The organism is Streptomyces sp. NPDC001568 (assembly GCF_042893755.1).
In the GTDB taxonomy this organism is placed as follows: Bacteria; Actinomycetota; Actinomycetes; order Streptomycetales; family Streptomycetaceae; genus Streptomyces.
Window position 1 is genome coordinate 1 of record NZ_JBIAVF010000018.1, and the last position, 15702, is coordinate 15702.

Annotated in this window: 17 protein-coding genes; 10 read left to right on the forward strand and 7 right to left on the reverse strand. The window is 71.0% G+C overall.

The genetic code is table 11. The features are described 5' to 3' along the window. Positions 1-467 precede the first annotated feature (467 nt). Both ACFY0I_RS29185 and ACFY0I_RS29190 read left to right on the forward strand, forming a co-directional pair. Positions 468-1055, forward strand: a complete 588-nt coding sequence (locus ACFY0I_RS29185) for a TetR/AcrR family transcriptional regulator (protein WP_388901423.1) — start codon at positions 468-470, stop codon at positions 1053-1055. Beyond that, a complete protein-coding gene (locus ACFY0I_RS29190) occupies positions 1052-1432 on the forward strand; it encodes a hypothetical protein (protein WP_388901425.1) in 381 nt (126 codons plus the stop codon). Before ACFY0I_RS29185 ends, ACFY0I_RS29190 begins: the two co-directional genes overlap by 4 nt. A 145-nt stretch (positions 1433-1577) precedes the next feature. Here ACFY0I_RS29190 and ACFY0I_RS29195 read toward each other — a convergent pair whose 3' ends face one another. Then, on the reverse strand, positions 1578-1949 hold the full coding sequence (locus ACFY0I_RS29195; protein WP_388901427.1) for a hypothetical protein: 372 nt from the start codon (positions 1947-1949) through the stop codon (positions 1578-1580). A gap of 291 nt (positions 1950-2240) precedes the next feature. Further along, positions 2241-2435 (reverse strand): hypothetical protein, encoded by a 195-nt coding sequence (locus tag ACFY0I_RS29200; RefSeq protein ID WP_388901429.1) that lies wholly within the window; start codon positions 2433-2435, stop codon positions 2241-2243. 358 nt (positions 2436-2793) lie between these two features. Between ACFY0I_RS29200 and ACFY0I_RS29205 the strand changes: the two genes are divergently transcribed. Next, on the forward strand, positions 2794-4113 hold the full coding sequence (locus ACFY0I_RS29205) for a hypothetical protein (RefSeq protein WP_388901431.1): 1320 nt from the start codon (positions 2794-2796) through the stop codon (positions 4111-4113). 220 nt (positions 4114-4333) lie between these two features. On the opposite strand, the gene ACFY0I_RS29210 is transcribed toward ACFY0I_RS29205, so the two are convergent. Beyond that, a complete protein-coding gene (locus ACFY0I_RS29210) occupies positions 4334-6298 on the reverse strand; it encodes a transglycosylase domain-containing protein (RefSeq protein ID WP_388901433.1) in 1965 nt (654 codons plus the stop codon). 434 nt (positions 6299-6732) lie between these two features. On the opposite strand from ACFY0I_RS29210, the gene ACFY0I_RS29215 reads away from it, so the two are divergent. Together ACFY0I_RS29215 and ACFY0I_RS29220 are read left to right on the forward strand one after the other, a co-directional pair. Next, positions 6733-7872, forward strand: a complete 1140-nt coding sequence (locus tag ACFY0I_RS29215) for an amidase domain-containing protein (protein WP_388901435.1) — start codon at positions 6733-6735, stop codon at positions 7870-7872. A gap of 157 nt (positions 7873-8029) precedes the next feature. Continuing rightward, a complete protein-coding gene (locus ACFY0I_RS29220; protein WP_388901437.1) occupies positions 8030-8692 on the forward strand; it encodes a DUF5701 family protein in 663 nt (220 codons plus the stop codon). Between the two features lie 131 nt (positions 8693-8823). Here ACFY0I_RS29220 and ACFY0I_RS29225 read toward each other — a convergent pair whose 3' ends face one another. Continuing rightward, the gene (locus ACFY0I_RS29225; RefSeq protein ID WP_388901439.1) at positions 8824-9093 is read right to left on the reverse strand and encodes a GlsB/YeaQ/YmgE family stress response membrane protein; all 270 of its coding nucleotides are present in this window, start codon (positions 9091-9093) and stop codon (positions 8824-8826) included. 345 nt (positions 9094-9438) lie between these two features. Between ACFY0I_RS29225 and ACFY0I_RS29230 the strand changes: the two genes are divergently transcribed. The 5 genes from ACFY0I_RS29230 to ACFY0I_RS29250 all read left to right on the forward strand — a co-directional run bounded on the left by ACFY0I_RS29230 (position 9439) and on the right by ACFY0I_RS29250 (position 12821). After that, positions 9439-9885 carry an IPT/TIG domain-containing protein gene (locus ACFY0I_RS29230; RefSeq protein ID WP_388901441.1) on the forward strand — a complete coding sequence of 149 codons (447 nt, stop codon included), beginning with the start codon at positions 9439-9441 and terminating at the stop codon, positions 9883-9885. A gap of 245 nt (positions 9886-10130) precedes the next feature. Next, positions 10131-11408 carry a peptide ligase PGM1-related protein gene (locus ACFY0I_RS29235; protein WP_388901442.1) on the forward strand — a complete coding sequence of 426 codons (1278 nt, stop codon included), beginning with the start codon at positions 10131-10133 and terminating at the stop codon, positions 11406-11408. 170 nt (positions 11409-11578) lie between these two features. Beyond that, entirely contained in the window at positions 11579-11881 is a 303-nt protein-coding gene (locus ACFY0I_RS29240; protein WP_388901444.1) for an STAS domain-containing protein, read from the forward strand. Positions 11882-11925: 44 nt separating this feature from the next. Further along, positions 11926-12294, forward strand: coding sequence for a MarR family winged helix-turn-helix transcriptional regulator (locus tag ACFY0I_RS29245; protein ID WP_388901446.1), 369 nt, complete (start codon positions 11926-11928; stop codon positions 12292-12294). 158 nt (positions 12295-12452) lie between these two features. Then, positions 12453-12821 (forward strand): PRC-barrel domain-containing protein, encoded by a 369-nt coding sequence (locus tag ACFY0I_RS29250; RefSeq protein ID WP_362881325.1) that lies wholly within the window; start codon positions 12453-12455, stop codon positions 12819-12821. A gap of 381 nt (positions 12822-13202) precedes the next feature. Here ACFY0I_RS29250 and ACFY0I_RS29255 read toward each other — a convergent pair whose 3' ends face one another. The 3 genes from ACFY0I_RS29255 to ACFY0I_RS29265 all read right to left on the reverse strand — a co-directional run bounded on the left by ACFY0I_RS29255 (position 13203) and on the right by ACFY0I_RS29265 (position 15644). Then, the gene (locus ACFY0I_RS29255) at positions 13203-13613 is read right to left on the reverse strand and encodes a rodlin (protein WP_388901448.1); all 411 of its coding nucleotides are present in this window, start codon (positions 13611-13613) and stop codon (positions 13203-13205) included. A gap of 200 nt (positions 13614-13813) precedes the next feature. Continuing rightward, the gene (locus ACFY0I_RS29260) at positions 13814-14614 is read right to left on the reverse strand and encodes an ABC transporter ATP-binding protein (protein WP_388901450.1); all 801 of its coding nucleotides are present in this window, start codon (positions 14612-14614) and stop codon (positions 13814-13816) included. Further along, positions 14601-15644, reverse strand: coding sequence for an ABC transporter substrate-binding protein (locus tag ACFY0I_RS29265; protein WP_388901452.1), 1044 nt, complete (start codon positions 15642-15644; stop codon positions 14601-14603). The genes ACFY0I_RS29260 and ACFY0I_RS29265 overlap by 14 nt, the downstream gene beginning before the upstream one ends. Between the last annotated feature and the right edge of the window lie 58 nt (positions 15645-15702).

Consider the following 15702-nt stretch of genomic DNA (forward strand, 5'->3'; position numbering starts at 1 on the left):
GGGTGGAGCACCCGTGCCGCCCGGCGACTCATCCAGTTCTACCGACGCCCCACCGGCCTGGCAACGAGCCCGTCTACTACCCGCCCTCGCAGCCGGGGACGGACAGCCTGCCGACCCCTCGACGGGCATCCGGGCAGGCGGGCGCCGACGCGGGGCGTGGCTGGGGACCTTCACGGTCTACTATCCCGGCTCGTATGTGACGTGGGTCCTATGGGACGGCTCACCCCGGAGGCGCCCGAATCCCACCGAAAGTAGCCATCCGTACCGCTTTGAAAGCACCGATCGAGTGCGGAGCGGTGGGGCGGCTGTTCCGCACCGCTCGCTTCGCCCCGCGAGCGCGTGCCTCGTCCCCCAGGGCTTGCTGCCGCGCCCGCCTGTGCCGCGCCCGCCCGTGCCGCGCCCGCCCGTGCCGGGACCGCCCCCCGGCCTCTTGTTTACCTTACGGGTCGACCCGTATGGTAAATGCCATGAGTTCCTCTCCGTCCTCCAGAGGGCGTCCCAGAGATCCCCGATCGCACGAAGCGATCACCGGCGCGACGGCGCAGCTGGTGGTCGAGGTCGGCTACGCCGCGACGTCCATCGGGGCGGTGGCCGCGCGGGCCGGAGTCGGCAAGGACACGATCTACCGCCGGTGGTCGGGCAAGCCGGAGTTGGTCTTCGAGGCCGTCTTCACGAGCACCGATGATGCTCCGCCGCCGGACAGCGGTACGTTGGCCGGAGATCTGACCGTGGTGCTCCAGGGCCTGGTCGACGAGTTCCGCGCCCCCGCCGCCGCAGCGGCACTACCTGGGCTGCTCGCCGACTTCGCGGCCGATCCGGAACTCAAGGCACGCATCCGTGGCGACTTCCTGGCGCCGTCGAAGGAACGACTGCTGATCGTCTTCGAACGCGCCCTGCTGCGCGGGGAGATCGCGGCCGAAACGCCCGTCGACCTGGTCCTGGACACCCTGGCAGGAGCCGTGTTCTTCCATGTCGGGCTGGTCGGGGAGCACCCCGGCCCGCAGCTGGCCGCCCAACTGGCCGCTGTCGTGGCCAAGGGAATCGAGGTCCGATGAACGGCTGGCTTCTCGCGGCAGGGATCACCGCGCTCGGCGTGGCAGCCGTGCACGTCGTCGGCGGTCACCGCGATGTGGTGCGACCGCTGCTGTCCTGCGGGCTCGCGGACGAACCCAAGCGGGTCCTGCACGCCGTGTGGCACATGGTGAGCGCCGACCTGGCTCTCTCCGGACTCGCCCTGCTCTTCCTCTCCCTGACGAGGGGTACGCCCGGTACCGGTCTGGTGGCATGGTTGGTGGCCGCGCACTTCATCGCGTATGCGGCAGCCTTCCTGGTCGTCACGCTGTCCGTCGGCTGGCCCCGGCCGCTGCTCCGCCTACCGCAGTGGATCCTGCTCCTGCCGGTCGCGGTACTGGCAGCGGCGGGCGCCGCGTAGCCGCCAGGCCGGAGAACTCCCGTGACCGTCGGGAGGGGGCAGGGGTCCGCACCATTCGGCCGGCCGCGGGCGGGCAGCCGCGCCCCGTCTCCGGTGCCCCGTATAGCGACCGCAGGCCACACGCGTCGGCCTGCCGCCCCCCGGCTCAGCCTCCGAAGGTCCTCCTGCGGACGACCCCACCGTGCGGGTGCTCGTCGTACGGGGCGCTGCGATGGAGGGCGCCCCCGTACCGCGCGCGGTCGTACGGGGCTCCGCCGTGCCCCAGCAGGATCGAGACCGTCACGAAGGCGGCGACCCATGCCGCCACCCCGGCCCAGGCGAGGCCGCCGGACGGTCCGACGACCCCCAACAGGATCAGCATCAACGCCGCGCACAGCAGCAGGGCGGTGAGAAGAAGCAGCGGTACGGATCCGGGCCGGCGCGCCGAGTACGGCCGCTGCCGCGAAGGGGTGCGCAACTGCGCCTCCAACTGTTCCCAGGCCGCCTGTTCCCCCGCCGTCAGTCTGCCGCCCGCCATGGCCACCCATCCCTGTCGCTCCGCCGGATCCAACGCGTCCGTACAGCGGATGCCCCCCGCCGCACGGTTCACGCACGGCAGCGGCGTCACCGCGCCCGTGCACGCGCAAGGAGTCCCGGGACGATCCTGTCGTGTTCTCGTCCGGCGGTCTCCCCCGAGGAGCGCGGAGTCAAGGGTTCCGCAGCGGGACGTCGAGCGCCCGCGAGCTGTTCCGGCGCGCCGGGAAGCGGAAGGGCGGGTGGACGGCCCGCACCCGGGCGGGGACGCCGGGTACGGGCCGCAGGGTGGTGGTCAGCCTCCCGTGTCGCGGCGGGCGGGGTAGGGGCCCGGGGTGGGGCCCGCGACGGCCGGGTCGTCGTCCGCCGGCGGCTCGGGCTCGCGGCCCTCGGCGCTGCGGACGGACCGGCCGGACGTCAGATAGCTCCGAAGTTCCTGCTTGGCCTGGTCGTCCCGGTGGGGGCTCATCTTGTCGCTGCCGCGCTGCATGTGTTCGTTCTCCTCCGGCCGGCGGAACCGGCCCTCGGGTCCTCGTACGCTCGTGTCCGCTGCCGCCCTCGGGCCCCTTCCGGGTCCGTCGTCCGGGGCGGCGCCGTGCGGTCCTCCTTCCCGACGCCCCCGAGCGTGCCCACTGCGCGGGACGCCACACACCAGGACCGGAACGAGAATCGACAGGGACCGCAGCAACCCCCGGTCACCACTGCCCGCCGCGCGGCGGCCCGTGGACGGGCGGGCCCGAACTCCCGGGACGGGAGGGGCGCGGGTGCGGAGAGGACATCAACACGTTCTATATTCGTACGAATCATCCACGCGGCCCGGCTGCGGCGATCAGGGGGAGACGACGGCGATGGCCGAGACCGAAACCGATGGCGCAACGGGCACCCGCAGGGAATCGCGGAGCACGCGCAAGGTGCGCCGCAAGGCACGCAACCGCCGGCGCCTGGGCATCGGCGCCGCCGTCCTCGCGCTGAGCGGCGCCGCGGCCGGGGCGTACGCACTCGGGTGGGGCGGATCCACGGGATCCGGGGCCGAGCTCGCCCCGAAGGGGGACAAGGCCGGCGGGGAGAACGCCGCGAAGAACCCCGAGGAATCGTGGGACGGCAAGGTCAAGGTGCTCGGGGACGGCTCCACCTCCTACGCCGGACCGAAGCCGGGCCAGCTCAAGCCCGAACGGTTGAAGCCGGGTGAGCAGCCCCCGCAGTTCGTGGTGTTCTCCTGGGACGGCGCGCTGGAGGGCGAGGACCACCTGTTCTCGCACTTCCGGCAGGTGGCCAAGGAGAGCAAGGCCCACATGACCTTCTTCCTCACCGGCATCTACCTCCTGCCGGAGAGCAAGAAGTCCCTCTACGCGCCGCCTCAGCACGGCCAGGGATCGGCCGCCATCTCCTACCCGACGGTTCCGCACATCAAGAGCACCCTGACCCAGTTGCGGGGCGCCTGGACCGACGGCAACGAGATCGGGTCCCACTTCAACGGGCACTTCTGCGGGCCCAAGGGCGGCGGCGACTGGAGCCCCGAGGAGTGGAAGAGCGAGATCGACCAGACGTACTCGTTCATCAAGAACTGGAAGACCAACACGGGGTTCACCAAGGAGGCACCGCTCCCCTTCGACCCCGCCCGAGAAATCGTCGGCGGCCGGGCGCCCTGCCTCGAGGGCCAGAAGAACCTCCTGACGGCCATCAAGCCGTACGGCTGGCGCTACGACGCCAGCTCCTCCGGGGACTTCCAGCTCTGGCCGAACAAGCAGAACGACATATGGAACTTCCCGCTGCAACTCGTGCCCCTGCAGGGCAAGGAGGTGCAGGTCCTCTCCATGGACTTCAACTTCCTCTACAACCAGTCCGGTGACAGCACCCAGGGCGACCCTGCGAAGTTCCCGGCGTGGCAGGCCCAGGTCCGGGGCTCGTACATGAACGGCTTCAACCGCGTCTACAACGGCAGCCGGGCGCCGATGTTCATCGGCAACCACTTCGAGGACTGGAACGGCGGCATCTACATGAAGGCCGTCGAGGACACGATGAGGGACGTCTGCCCGCGCCAGGGGGTGCGCTGCGTGTCCTTCCGGGAACTGGCGGACTGGCTCGACGCGCAGGACCCGCAGGTCCTTGCGCGGCTCCGCCAACTGGACCCCGCCCAGGCGCCGGACTGGAAGACAGTGGTCCGCTAGGCCCGCCCCGGACGGCCGGACCGGTGACGCCCGCGGGCGTCACCGGTCCGGCCGTCCGACCCCCCACCAAACGGGCCAAGCGGGCCGGCCGCACAGACGGCCCCCCCCCCCGGCCCCCCGCCGGGGGGGGGGGGCCCCCGGGGGGGGGGCGGGCGCCCCCCGGCGGGGGGGGGGGGGGGGGGGGCGGGGGGCGCCCCCCGCCCCCCCCCCGCCCGACCCCCTACTTCACGGCCTTCGCGTACTCGCTCCACAGCCGGACCGCCCGCTCGCTGCCCGGCGTTCCCGGCGCGTCGCCGCCCAGCCCGGTGAGGGGCAGCGGGGCCAGGTCGGTCAGCGCCATCCGGTAGACGACCACGGCCGTGGACTCCTGCTCGGTACTGGCCACGAACCAGCCCGCCGTGTTGGCGGCCGTCGTGCCCGTCTTGCCCGCCGCGCCGGACCGTGCCTTCGCAGCCGTCTTCGCCGAACCGTCGCTCACCGCCTGCCGCAGGGCGTCCGTCACCGCCCGCGCCGTGGCGGCCGACACGGCCCGCGTGGTCTTCGGCGGGTCGAGGTGCACCGCCGAGCCGCCACGGGTGACCGACCGCACGGAGTGGGGGTCGGTGTGCATGCCGCCCGCCGCGAACGTCTCGTAGGCGCCGGCCATGCGGATCGCGCTGGGCTTCGAGTTCTCCCCGAGCGCGAACGTGGGGATCCGCGGCCCGAGGCTGGAGGCCAGCAGGCCCGACCGCTGCGCGAACGCCTCCACCCGGTCCAGGCCCACGTCCAGGCCGAGTTGGAGCATCGGCGTGTTGACCGAGTCGGCGACGGCCTGCCGCAGCGGTACCTGCCCCCAGCTCCGTCCGCCGTCGTTGCTGCCCTTGAGCACCTTCCCGCTGCGGTCCCAGTACGGACCCTCGGGGGTCTGGACGGTCGCCTGGTCGTTCCCGTCGTACGGGGTGGTGGGGGAGACGGGGGTACGGGCCTTGCCCCGGGTGCGGATCACTCCCTCCTCGAGGGCGGCGGCGTAGACGATCGGCGTGAACGCCGTACCGACCGGGATCGTCGTCGCGTTCGACTCGTTGAAGCCCTGCTTCAGGTAGTCGGGGCCGCCGTAGACCGCGAGCAGACGACCGTCCGGGGCCACGCTCGCGGCGCCGATCTTCACGTGCTTGTCGGTGTCCGGGCGCTTCTCGGGGTCGAAGCCCTTCTGGGCCTCCTGGACGGCCGTGGTCAGGGCCGTCATGCGTGCCTTGTCGAACGTCGTGTAGATCTGGTAGCCGCCGAGGTCGAAGTCCGATTCCCCGATGCGACCGGCCTTCACCGCGTACGCCTTGGCCATTTCGACCAGGTATCCGGTCTGCGCTCCCGGGATGCCCGCCAGGGACGTCGGCGAGGGCTCCGGGAACTTCGTGTAGCCGGCACGCTCGGCGGCGGTCAGTTGTCCGGTCGCCACCATGCGGTCGAGGATCCAGCTCCACCGCTCCACCGCCCGCTCGTGGTTCTTGGGGCCGAGGGACGGGTCGTACAACCCCGCGCCCTTGAGCAGGGACGCGAGGAAAGCGCCCTCGCTCGCGTTCAGTTGGGATACGTCCTTGCCGTAGTAGGCCTGGGACGCGCGCTGGATCCCGTAGGTGCCGCGCCCGAACCAGCTGGTGTTGAGGTAGTCCTGGAGGATCTGGTCCTTGTCCTTCTCGTTGTCCAGCTTCATGGCCAGCAGGAGTTCCGTGAACTTCCGCGACAGGGTGCGGTCCTGGCTCAGGTAGGCGTTCTTCACGTACTGCTGCGTGATGGTGGACCCGCCCTGGGTCTCGCCTCCGGTCACCGCCGCCCCGACGGCACGCAGCACACCGGAGGGGGACACCCCGGGGTCCGAGTAGAAGCTCGCGTTCTCGGCCGCGAGTACGGCGCCCCGGACCTTCGGCGGCACCTTGCCGAGGGGCATCTCCTGACGGCTCACCCAGCCGGTGCGGGCCATGGTGGAGCCGTCGGACCAGTAGTAGACGTTGTCCTGCTGCGTGGCGAAGGAGTTGAGGTCGTCGGGTATGTCCGTGACCGCGTAGGCGAACGCCAGGAAACAGGTCAGGCCGGTGAGCGCGTACAGGCACGCTCCCAGCCACTGGCGCCACGAAGGCACCCAACGGCGCCAGCCGGCCCGGCCCGGCCGCGGGTAGGCGGGACGCAGCCGCCGCAGGTGCGGCCGCACGGCGGCGAGGGCCCCGCCGAGGCTGCCGGCGCCGTCTGCCCGGCCGCGCCTGCGCGCGCCGGCCTTCCTGCGGCGGCCCGACGCGGCGACGCCGGTGCTCTTGGGGGCCGCCCGCCTGCCCCGCGATCGCCCTCTCCCCGACGTATCGTGCCCGCCCACTCCGAATGTCCCCTCTGCAGTGCTTTCCCGCACACCCTAAAGGCACATTCTGTGCGATCAGCGAACTGGAGTCCCCTTGGCGCGAAGTGGCGCCGTGCGCACGTCCGGTGACGAAGCGGAGGGATTTCGTGCCACGCGGGGGCCGTTTTCTCCCGGTCTTCGGCCAAGAAGCCGCCCTGGGCGGGGTCCGAACCGGAACGTGCGGAAAGGGTCGTCCAGTTGTGCGAGGATGCGGTCCCCCGATTCGTGCGAACCGGGTGACAAGGGGAAACACAGTGATACCGAAGAGGTTCAGGCCCGCCTTCATCGCGGCCCTGACCGTGGCCCTGACGTCCGGCAGCTTCCTCGCGTACTCCGCGAGTGCCGGTTCCGGGCCCGAGGCGGCCGACCGTGCCGCCACCGACGCCTTCGCCCGCATAGCCGACGAAGTGCTGTCCCGCCGTTCCGAGGTCCTCGTGGAGGAGCAGCAGGGACGCCGCGGAGCGGCGCCGGGCTCCGCGAAGGCGGCGATGTCGACCAAGTTCAAGAAGGACGAGGACACCGCGCTGTCGTCGTTGCGCTCGCGCAAGGCGCGCCTCGCGGAGTTCGGCGAGGCCTACAGCGGCGCCGACACCCGCGTGACCATCGACCGTGCCACGATCACCGGCGGCAGGGCCACGGTCCAGCTGACCGAGGACACCAAACTCACCTACAAGAAGCTGCGCGGGGACGAGCCGGAGACGACCGACTTCCGTACCCGCTACGAGCTGAAGCTCACCAGCAAGAAGGGGGGCCGCTGGGAACTCGACTCGGTCAAGTCCCAGGAGAACGGTCCCGTCGCCGTCAACGAGCCCGTCGCCGCCAAGGTGAACACGGTCAAGGACGACGGCAACCAGTACCCGGACGGCACGCCGGCCGCCACCAAGTACCCGGCCACGCCCAAGCCGAAGGTGAAGACCGGCGGCACGTACGACTACAACGCCATGGCGAAGTACGCCGAGAAGCACTGGAGCAACTACAACCCCCAGTACCGCAAGTTCAACGGTGCCGGCGGCGACTGCACCAACTTCATCAGCCAGGCGCTGAAGGCGGGCGGCTGGAAGGCCGTTCCCGGCTCCTCCTCGGACTACCGCAACTGGTGGTACGAGGGCACCCGGCAGAGCGACTCCTGGGTCGGGGCGAACGAGTGGGCCTGGTTCACGCTGTCGAACAAGCGGGCCGCCAACCTGGCGAACGTCTACCAGATGGACGTCGGTGACGTCCTGCAGGTGGACTTCAACAAGGACGGGTCCAAGGACCATTCGATGATGGTGACGTACCGCAGCGGCAACGGCATGCCGTACCTCACCTACCACTCCACCAATACGTACCGGAAGTCCCTCGCGAGCATCCTCGCGTCCTACCCGGACGCGCGCTACTTCGCGTACCGCACCTGACAGGTGCTGCCCGGCCCCGCTCGCCGCACGGCGGGCGGGGCCGGGGGCCTCTCGGGTACGGGAACGTTCCCGCAGGTGCCCTCGTTGTCCACGGGACCAGTACTACGGGACCAGTGCTGCGGGACCAGCACTTTCGATCATGGAATGAGGGGACCCCGTGCCCGAACCCGTTTCCGGTGACGCCGTGACTCCGCTCCCGTCGCTCATCGTCCAGGCCGAGCGTCTGATCGAACTCGGGGTGGCCGAGATCGCCGGGATGCCCGCCGCCGAGCTGCGCGCGTTCGCCGAAGGGGCCTTCGGGGCCGGTGTCGCCGGTGACGTCCTGCTCGCCGTCCATCCGGATCGGGCTCCCGCCTCCGCCCTCGTGCCGCTGCTCCTGCGTGCGGGCAAGCCCGGCTTCGTCGTCCTCGACATGCCCGACGTCGACCGGTTCGTGCCCCATCACGCCGAGCTGCCCGAAGCCCCGCTCTACCTCGTCACCGGCCCTGACCGGGGCGACCACATGTCCAACTGGAGCCCGGACGAGGCCCTGCCCGCCCTCACCGAGGAGGACCGCACTCCGCTCGTGCTCACCGAGGGCATCCATTGGCTGCTCCAGCGGCCGGAGGTGCTGGAACGCAACCGTTGCTTCATGACCATCGGTTCGCGACTGCGCAAGCCGAACGGCGCCCTGGACGCCCGCACCCCGGCGATCTGGATCAGCAACGGCACCGGGCGGGACGGTCGCGAGCGGCGCGACGCCCCGAAGGTGGGCTGGTGCTGGTGGAACAACCGGCACACCTGGCTCGGCTTCGGTTCGGCCACGGGCCGCCGCGCCTGAAGCCGGTCCGGTACCGAGGGCTCCGGGGCCGCACCGAGGGCCCGACCCGCCGTGTCCCGAACCCGCGACAGCGGAACGGCTCCGCCCTCGGCGAGGGGGAGCCGTGTCCGTCAGAGGTGCGACCGGGTGGGTCAGGCGTGACGCCTGTTGCCGGTGATCACGCGGTAGACGGCGAGGAGGATCAGGGAGCCGACGATGGCGGCGATCCAGGTGGAGAGGTCGAAGAAGCCGTCGATGGAGTCGACTCCGAAGATGACCTTGCCGAGCCAACCGCCGAGCAGACCGCCCGCGATGCCGATGAGCATGGTGATGATGAGGCCGCCCGGGTCCCTGCCCGGCATCAGCGCCTTGGCGATGAGGCCCGCGAGCAACCCGATGAGAATCCAGGCGAGAATGCCCATGATGCGTCTCCTACCTCGGTGAATAAGAACGGTGTTAACAGCCGTCTTCACCGTGCGGGGGCTTTCAAACGTGCCGAGTTCTTGATCGTTGCGCACGCTGGAAGGGGAACGGCTTCGGCGGAGCCGAAGGGGCGGCACCGACCACCTGTGGCCGCGTCCGCCCGACACGGTCGGAGGATCCGCACACCGACCTCGCCCATGAGCCGAATCGTCCGGAGCGCACCCATCGGGACGTGCCACGAGATCCGACATCAGGTGTTTTGTCCTGGCCTTGGTGACCGTCACCTCCTCATGATGGAGCCGCCGGGTCACTCCCGTCCCGGCCCTCTCCTGGAAGGCGTCGCCGTGGCCCGTACTCGCCGCCGAGTTCTCTCCCTGTTGCTCGCCGTGCCGACCCTGTGCGTCCTGTTGCAGTCCCATTCCGCGCCGCCCGCCGGCGCGGCGGAGCCGCCGCGCTGCTCCCCGGCCGCCGTCCCCGTCCGCCCGGGCCCTCCCGCCGAGGCCCCGCAGGGGCAGCTCGTGGCGATCCAGCCGAACATCGGGCCCAGGACCGGTGGCACGCAGGTCACCTTGAACGGCTCCGGCCTGAGCCCTTACACCCGGGTGCTCTTCGGGACTTTGGGACCCGACGGCTGCTTCGTGGGACGGGAGGCGGCCGACGTGGTGGTGCTCAGCGACACCGCCCTGATCGCCTTGACCCCCGAGTGGCCGGAGGCCGAGACGGTCTCCGTCTTCGCCGCCACCCCCTGCGGCCTGCTCACCAACCCGGTGACCTTCACGTACGTGGACTGAGCCACGAGGGCCGAGCCCGACGAAAGCGCGCACCTGCGGCGCCACGCCGTTGACGCGGATGCCACGCTCGGCGAGCATCTGCGCCAACCCGCCGGCCGCGTCGGCTTCGCGACGGCGACGGCGACGACGGAGGCCGTCGTCCGTGCGCGTGGTGCCCCGCACAGGTCCACCGGCCGGCCGCGGGATGAGGGCGCCGAATGCCCGACCGAAGAGGCCGTCCGCGAGGCGGCGTGAGAGGAACGGCAGTGATCGAGTCGGATGCGGGACCCCTTTTGGTGTTCGCCAACTTCCTCTCGGACTTGGCGGTGGACCTGGAGGAAGGACAGGTGCTGGCGCAGTGGGCCCAGCAGGCGCCGCGCAAGGCGTGGCTGCTGCGGGCCGGCGACGCGTTGGTGACCCCCGGATCGCTGAGCGAGGAGTTCCGGCGGTACGTGGGTGACTTGACGGGGGTGCCCCGCGAACGGACATCGGTCATCGAGGTGCCGCCGGCCGGTGCGGTTCCGCTGGCCCGGGCGGTTCGTGAGGCCGGGCTCATGGAACGGGTCGCCTCGCACGCGCGCCGGCCGGGAACGGCACTGTTGCCGACCGCCCCCGACGCGTCGGCCGTCGAGTTCGCCCGCGACCTCGGGCTGACGGTCCACCCGTACGCGACGGTCGACGAGGCCGCCGCAGCCCTGCCGGTGACGATGCTGCTGAACACGAAGGCGGGCTTCCGCGCCGCGGCCGGGCGCCTGGGCATGCGACTGCCGGCGGGACGGGTGTGCCGCCGCGTCGAAGTCGAAGGCGTCGTACGACAGCTGCTCGAACAGCACGAGAGGGTGGTGGTCAAGCCCGACCGTTCCGCAGGGGGCCACGGGATGCGTTTCCTGTCCCGGCAGGACGTACGGGGATCCGGCGTGGCGCTCGACACGGTCGGCGGCCCGCAGGGAACGTGGGTGGTGGAGGAACACGTGGCCGTGGCCGAGTCGGTGAGCATCCAGATGGAGAACACCCTCTTTGGCACCAAGGCCCTGTTCAGCGGTGCGATGCGGACGGAACAGGGCTCCTTCACGGGATACGCGTCACCCCTGCCACCGTCGTGTGCGCACGTGGCCGGCGAGCTGGAGGAGTGGGGGCTGGCACTGGGCCGCCACCTGGCCGAACACGGCCACCTCGGCCCGTTCGGACTCGATGCGCTCGTCGACACGGACGGAGTGCCGTACGCCAGTGAGAGCAACGTCCGCAGGACCGCCACCACCACGCCCCACGCCATGGCGACCCGGCTCACGGCCGCCTCCGGCGTGGCCAACCCGGCATGGGCGGTGTCCAAGGGGCGGACCCGGACCGCTTTCGGCCTGGCCGAGGCCCTCGACCGGCTGCGTGCCTTCCGGGTCGCGTTCGACCCGGAGCGCGGGGAGGGCGTGGTGCTCTACGCGGACGCCCCGCCGGACGGCTGCTCATGGCGCTACGCGGTCATCGCGGCGCATGCGGACGCGGTGAGCGAGTGGGAAGGGCAAGCGGTGGAGGCCCTCGGACTCGAGTGAACGGTCGCCGTCCACCGGGCCGGGAGGGGAGCTGCCCGGCGGCCCGATCGACGTCGGGTTCACCGGAGCGCGCGTCACCCCGTGACCTCCGTCCGTGTGTACCCTCCGTAGTCGGCGCGCCCCGTGGTGGGCAGCGCGGCGACCAAGAGGACCGGGACACGGAGGTACGGGTGAACAGCGGTGGACAGCGGCTCATCGTGCATGTCGGGGGTGAGATGGACATCGACCGGGCTCCGATGCTCGTCGAAGCCCTGTATGCGGCGATCACGCAACCCGGCGGTGCCGACGAGATCGTCGTCGACGTCGCCGAGCTGTTCTTCTGCGACTCCTCGGGGCTCAACGCCTTGATCACGGCCCAGCACGCGGCGAAGGAGCACGGCCGGCGCATCAGCCTGCGTGCCCCGCAGCCGCAGCTGCGACGCCTGCTGGAGCTCACCGGCGCCGACGCCATCTTCCCGGTCACCGACACCTGACCCGCGACCGCCGGGGGACCGCCTACCGGACGCGGATTTCGCGAGTGTCGCCCACGCCCCGGACTTCGGGGCAGCCCTACGCGCTGTCCACGGGCGAGCTCAGCCGGACCGTCCTGGTCACCACCGGCGCGATCACCAAGAGGGTGGACCGGCTCGAAGCCCGTGGCCTGGTCACCGGATCCGTCTCCGAGGTCGATTCCCGTGGGCGCCTGATCACCCTCACCGCCGAGGGCGTCGAACTGACCGACGAACTGATCGCCGTCCACCTGGACAACCAGCGGCGACTCCTGTCCGGGCTCGGAGCGGGCGGGCAGGACCAGCTCGCCCGGCCCCTCGAACCATTCGCCTCCGCGCTCCCCCCTGGAGGGTGCCTGACCGTTCGGGTACGGGCGAGAGCAACCGGACGTCCGTAGGTGATCCGGGACGAATGAAGTCGGGAGTGCCGGGCACGCGGGTCTCGGCGGAACGAACAAGGCGCCACCCGCCGAGCACGTACGGAAGAAGCGGGAGCCCGCAGGCCATCGATCCGATGCCCTCGCGGTTCCCGATGTACCGGAGGAGTTGTTTTCGCGTGACTGAGCATGTGTGGAGTTACAAGTCGACCTCGGGCCACCTGGCCGGTACGGACCTGACCGGATACAAGGTCGAGGCGAGTGACGGGAGCATCGGCAAGGTCGACAAGCACTCCGACGAGGTCGGTGACGCCTACCTGGTCGTGGACACCGGGGTGTGGATCTTCGGCAAGGAGGTCCTGCTCCCGGCGAGCACGGTCGTCAGGATCGACCCGGACGAGCGCAAGGTGTTCGTCGAACGCACCAAGGAACAGATCAAGGACGCCCCCGAGTTCCACCGCGACAAGCACCTCGGCGACGCCGGCTACCGCGAGGACCTGGGCACCTACTACGGCACCGGCGCCCCCTTCGGCGGCCGCCCCGCCTGACTCCCTTCGTGAACGGCTTGGGCCTCGACACCCGTAGCGGGTGTCGAGGCCCAAGCCGTTGGTTGGCCGTGCGCGCCCGCCGTGGTGTCGCACCGTTCCCACACGTCACACGAACCCGTGCACCCACGGCGGACTTTCATCCCGATCGACCGCGCGTGTACGCCAGCCGGTGTGGCCCGAGGCCATATCGGTGGCGGCTGTGGCCACCGTGAACGCGTTGAGCCTCCCGTCCGCTCGGACGGGAGGCTCAACGTGACGATCGGTGCCCGACCCGGCGCCCTCACGGACGCCGCACGCAACAGGCGAGAGAGGTGGGGCAAGCCGGGGTCTCGCTGGCACTCGTGCGGGTGTCGGAGGCCCCGGCTCGTGGAGGGGGCTGTGTCAGCTGCCGGCGGAGACGTTGCCCGACAGGACCGGGATGTTGTCCAGGATGTGCGACAGCGGCTCGTCGCCCTTGGCCTGGGTGGAGTTCTCGGTGCACTGCTGGTTCTGCGGGTTGGACAGGACGTTGATGTCCTGGACCCCGACGTTGAGCAGGGCCACCAGGGACTGGGCGTTGACCTTGGCCGGGAGGCCGATGCAGGGCTTGTTCAGGCTGCCCTGGACGAGGCCGAGCTGCGGGCTCAGGTCGCCGTGGGTCGACTGGTTGCCGTAGATCTGGGAGGCGCCGTTGCCGTTGACGGTGTTGACGCCGTTGTCGTTGCCGATCGCCATGGCCGGAGCGGCGACTGCGGCGCCCGCACCGAGAATGGAGGCGGTGGCGGCGGCGGTGGCCATCATCTTCTTGATCATTACAAGTCTTCCTGTCGCACGAGTGCACGGTAGTGAGCGCCTTGATCAACGTGCCGGATCCGTCGAAGTGACGGAGCTTCACCCGATCGGCCCCATGACTGTCCTGGAGGCGTCGGCCGACGGTTTCCCGAACACGCCCCCGAACACGCCCCCGGACCCGCCGATGCCCGCGCAGTCCCGCGGCGCGCCGGCCCGGGCCCTCAGCCGCGCATGATCTCCGTCAGGCGGCCGCGCAGCCGGGCGAACTCGGGCGACGCCCGCAGTGCCGCGACGTCCGTTTCCGGATCCCGATCCAGGCCCACCGGCAGCTCCGCCACCACCCTGCCCGGTCCGGCGGCCATGACGAGGACCCTGGAGCCCAGCAGCACGGCCTCCTCCGCCGAGTGCGTCACGAACAGCACCGTCGTACCCAGCCGGCCCGCCAAGGCCCGCACCTCCTCCTGGAGCCGCTCCCGGGTCAGCGCGTCCAGAGCGGCGAAGGGCTCGTCCATCAGGAGGAGTTCGGGCTCCGCCGCCAAGGCCCGGGCGAGCGCCACCCGCTGCTGCTGACCTCCCGAGAGCTCCCAGGTCCGACGCCCCGCCGTGCCGGGCAGTCCCACCCTTTCCAGGAGTTCGGCGATCCGCCCGGCCCGCTCGGCGCGCGGCACCCCGAGCCGCGCCAGCGCGAAGCGGAGGTTCCCGCCGACCGTACGCCACGGGAACAGCCGGGGCTGCTGGAACACCACCCCGGCGCCCACCCCCGGCCGGGGGAGCGCGCCCCGCACCCGGGCGGCACCGGAGGTTGGCTGCTCGAAACCGGCCACCACACGCAGCAGGCTCGTCTTGCCGCAGCCGGACGGCCCGACGAGGACGACGAACTCGCCCGGGTGGATCCGTACGTCCACGCCGTCGAGCGCCGTCACCGGCGCTTTGGCCGTTCCGTACGTGACCCTCACACCCGCCAGTTCGACGGCGGCCGTTGCTGGGGGCGCGATCGGCCCGGCCGTGTCAGTTCGCGGCACGGCCGAGCTCCTCCACCGCGAGCGCCTTGCCGAACACGGCCTCGTCGGGCACCGCGTCCACCGCCTTCTGCCCCTTCAGGAACACCGCCGCGTCGTGCAGGTTCGCCGCGAGCTTCCCCGGGGCGCCGGGCGTGCCCAGGTACTCGGGGCCCGTCTGCTCCTTCGCGCTCAGCAGCACCAGTTCCGACAGCTGCCGCTTCGCCTCCTCCGTCGGCAGCCCGAGTTCGGCGCCGATGGACTTCGCCGCCTGGTCCGGTGCCGTACGTGCCTGCGCGACGGCCTGGTCCTGCGCCTTGATCCATGCGGTGACCACCTCGGGATGCTTGGCCGCGAACGCGTTCGTGACGACACCCAGGTCGGCGGTCGGCTTGCCCTGCTTCGCCAGCTCGCGGCTGCTGACGAGCACCTTGCCGTCCTTGGTCAGCTCGCTCAACGTCGGTGTCCACACGTACGCGGCGTCGATGTCCCCCCGCTTCCACGCGGCGAGCGCGTCCTGCGGTTGGAGGTCGATGGTCTGCACCGCCGACGGTTCGACACCGGCGGCGGTCAGCGCGGCGAGCAGAGAATAGTGGGCCGTCGAACCGAAGGGAGTGGCCACCTTCTTGCCCGTCAGCTCCTTCACCGAACCGATCCCGGTCTTGGCGACGAGCGCCTCGTTGTCCCCGATCAGATCGTGGATCCACACCACCTTGTACGGAATGTTCAGCGGCGCGGACAACCCCTTGGTGACCGGACTGGACCCCGCCAGGCCCAGGTCCACGGCGCCCGCGATGACCGCCGTGTTCACATCGCCCCCGGACTCGAACTTCACCCACTTCACCTCGATGTCGGGCAGGGCCTTTTCCAGCAGCTTCTGGTTCTTCACCACGAGGTCCGCGTTGGGTATCGCCTGATAGGCGATCCGTACGGTGGTCTTCCCGGTGTTGCCTTCCGCGGCGCCCGCACCACCCCCGCAGGCGGTGGTGGCGGAGGCCGTCAGGGCGACGGCTGCGGCGAGAAGGATGGAACGGCGGGACGGGAATGCGGGCACGGGAGAGCTCCGGTCTGAAGTCGGATGATGAAATGCGTGGGGGAGGGACAGGGAGGAC

What these genes read in the sequence shown, in the direction of transcription:
- ACFY0I_RS29205 (WP_388901431.1), top strand. Translation starts at nt 2,794, where the DNA reads ATGGCCGAGACCGAAACCGATGGCGCAACGGGCACCCGCAGGGAATCG.
- ACFY0I_RS29255 (WP_388901448.1), bottom strand. Translation starts at nt 13,613, where the DNA reads ATGATCAAGAAGATGATGGCCACCGCCGCCGCCACCGCCTCCATTCTC.
- ACFY0I_RS29200 (WP_388901429.1), bottom strand. Translation starts at nt 2,435, where the DNA reads ATGCAGCGCGGCAGCGACAAGATGAGCCCCCACCGGGACGACCAGGCC.
- ACFY0I_RS29190 (WP_388901425.1), top strand. Translation starts at nt 1,052, where the DNA reads ATGAACGGCTGGCTTCTCGCGGCAGGGATCACCGCGCTCGGCGTGGCA.
- ACFY0I_RS29185 (WP_388901423.1), top strand. Translation starts at nt 468, where the DNA reads ATGAGTTCCTCTCCGTCCTCCAGAGGGCGTCCCAGAGATCCCCGATCG.
- ACFY0I_RS29225 (WP_388901439.1), bottom strand. Translation starts at nt 9,093, where the DNA reads ATGGGCATTCTCGCCTGGATTCTCATCGGGTTGCTCGCGGGCCTCATC.
- ACFY0I_RS29195 (WP_388901427.1), bottom strand. Translation starts at nt 1,949, where the DNA reads ATGGCGGGCGGCAGACTGACGGCGGGGGAACAGGCGGCCTGGGAACAG.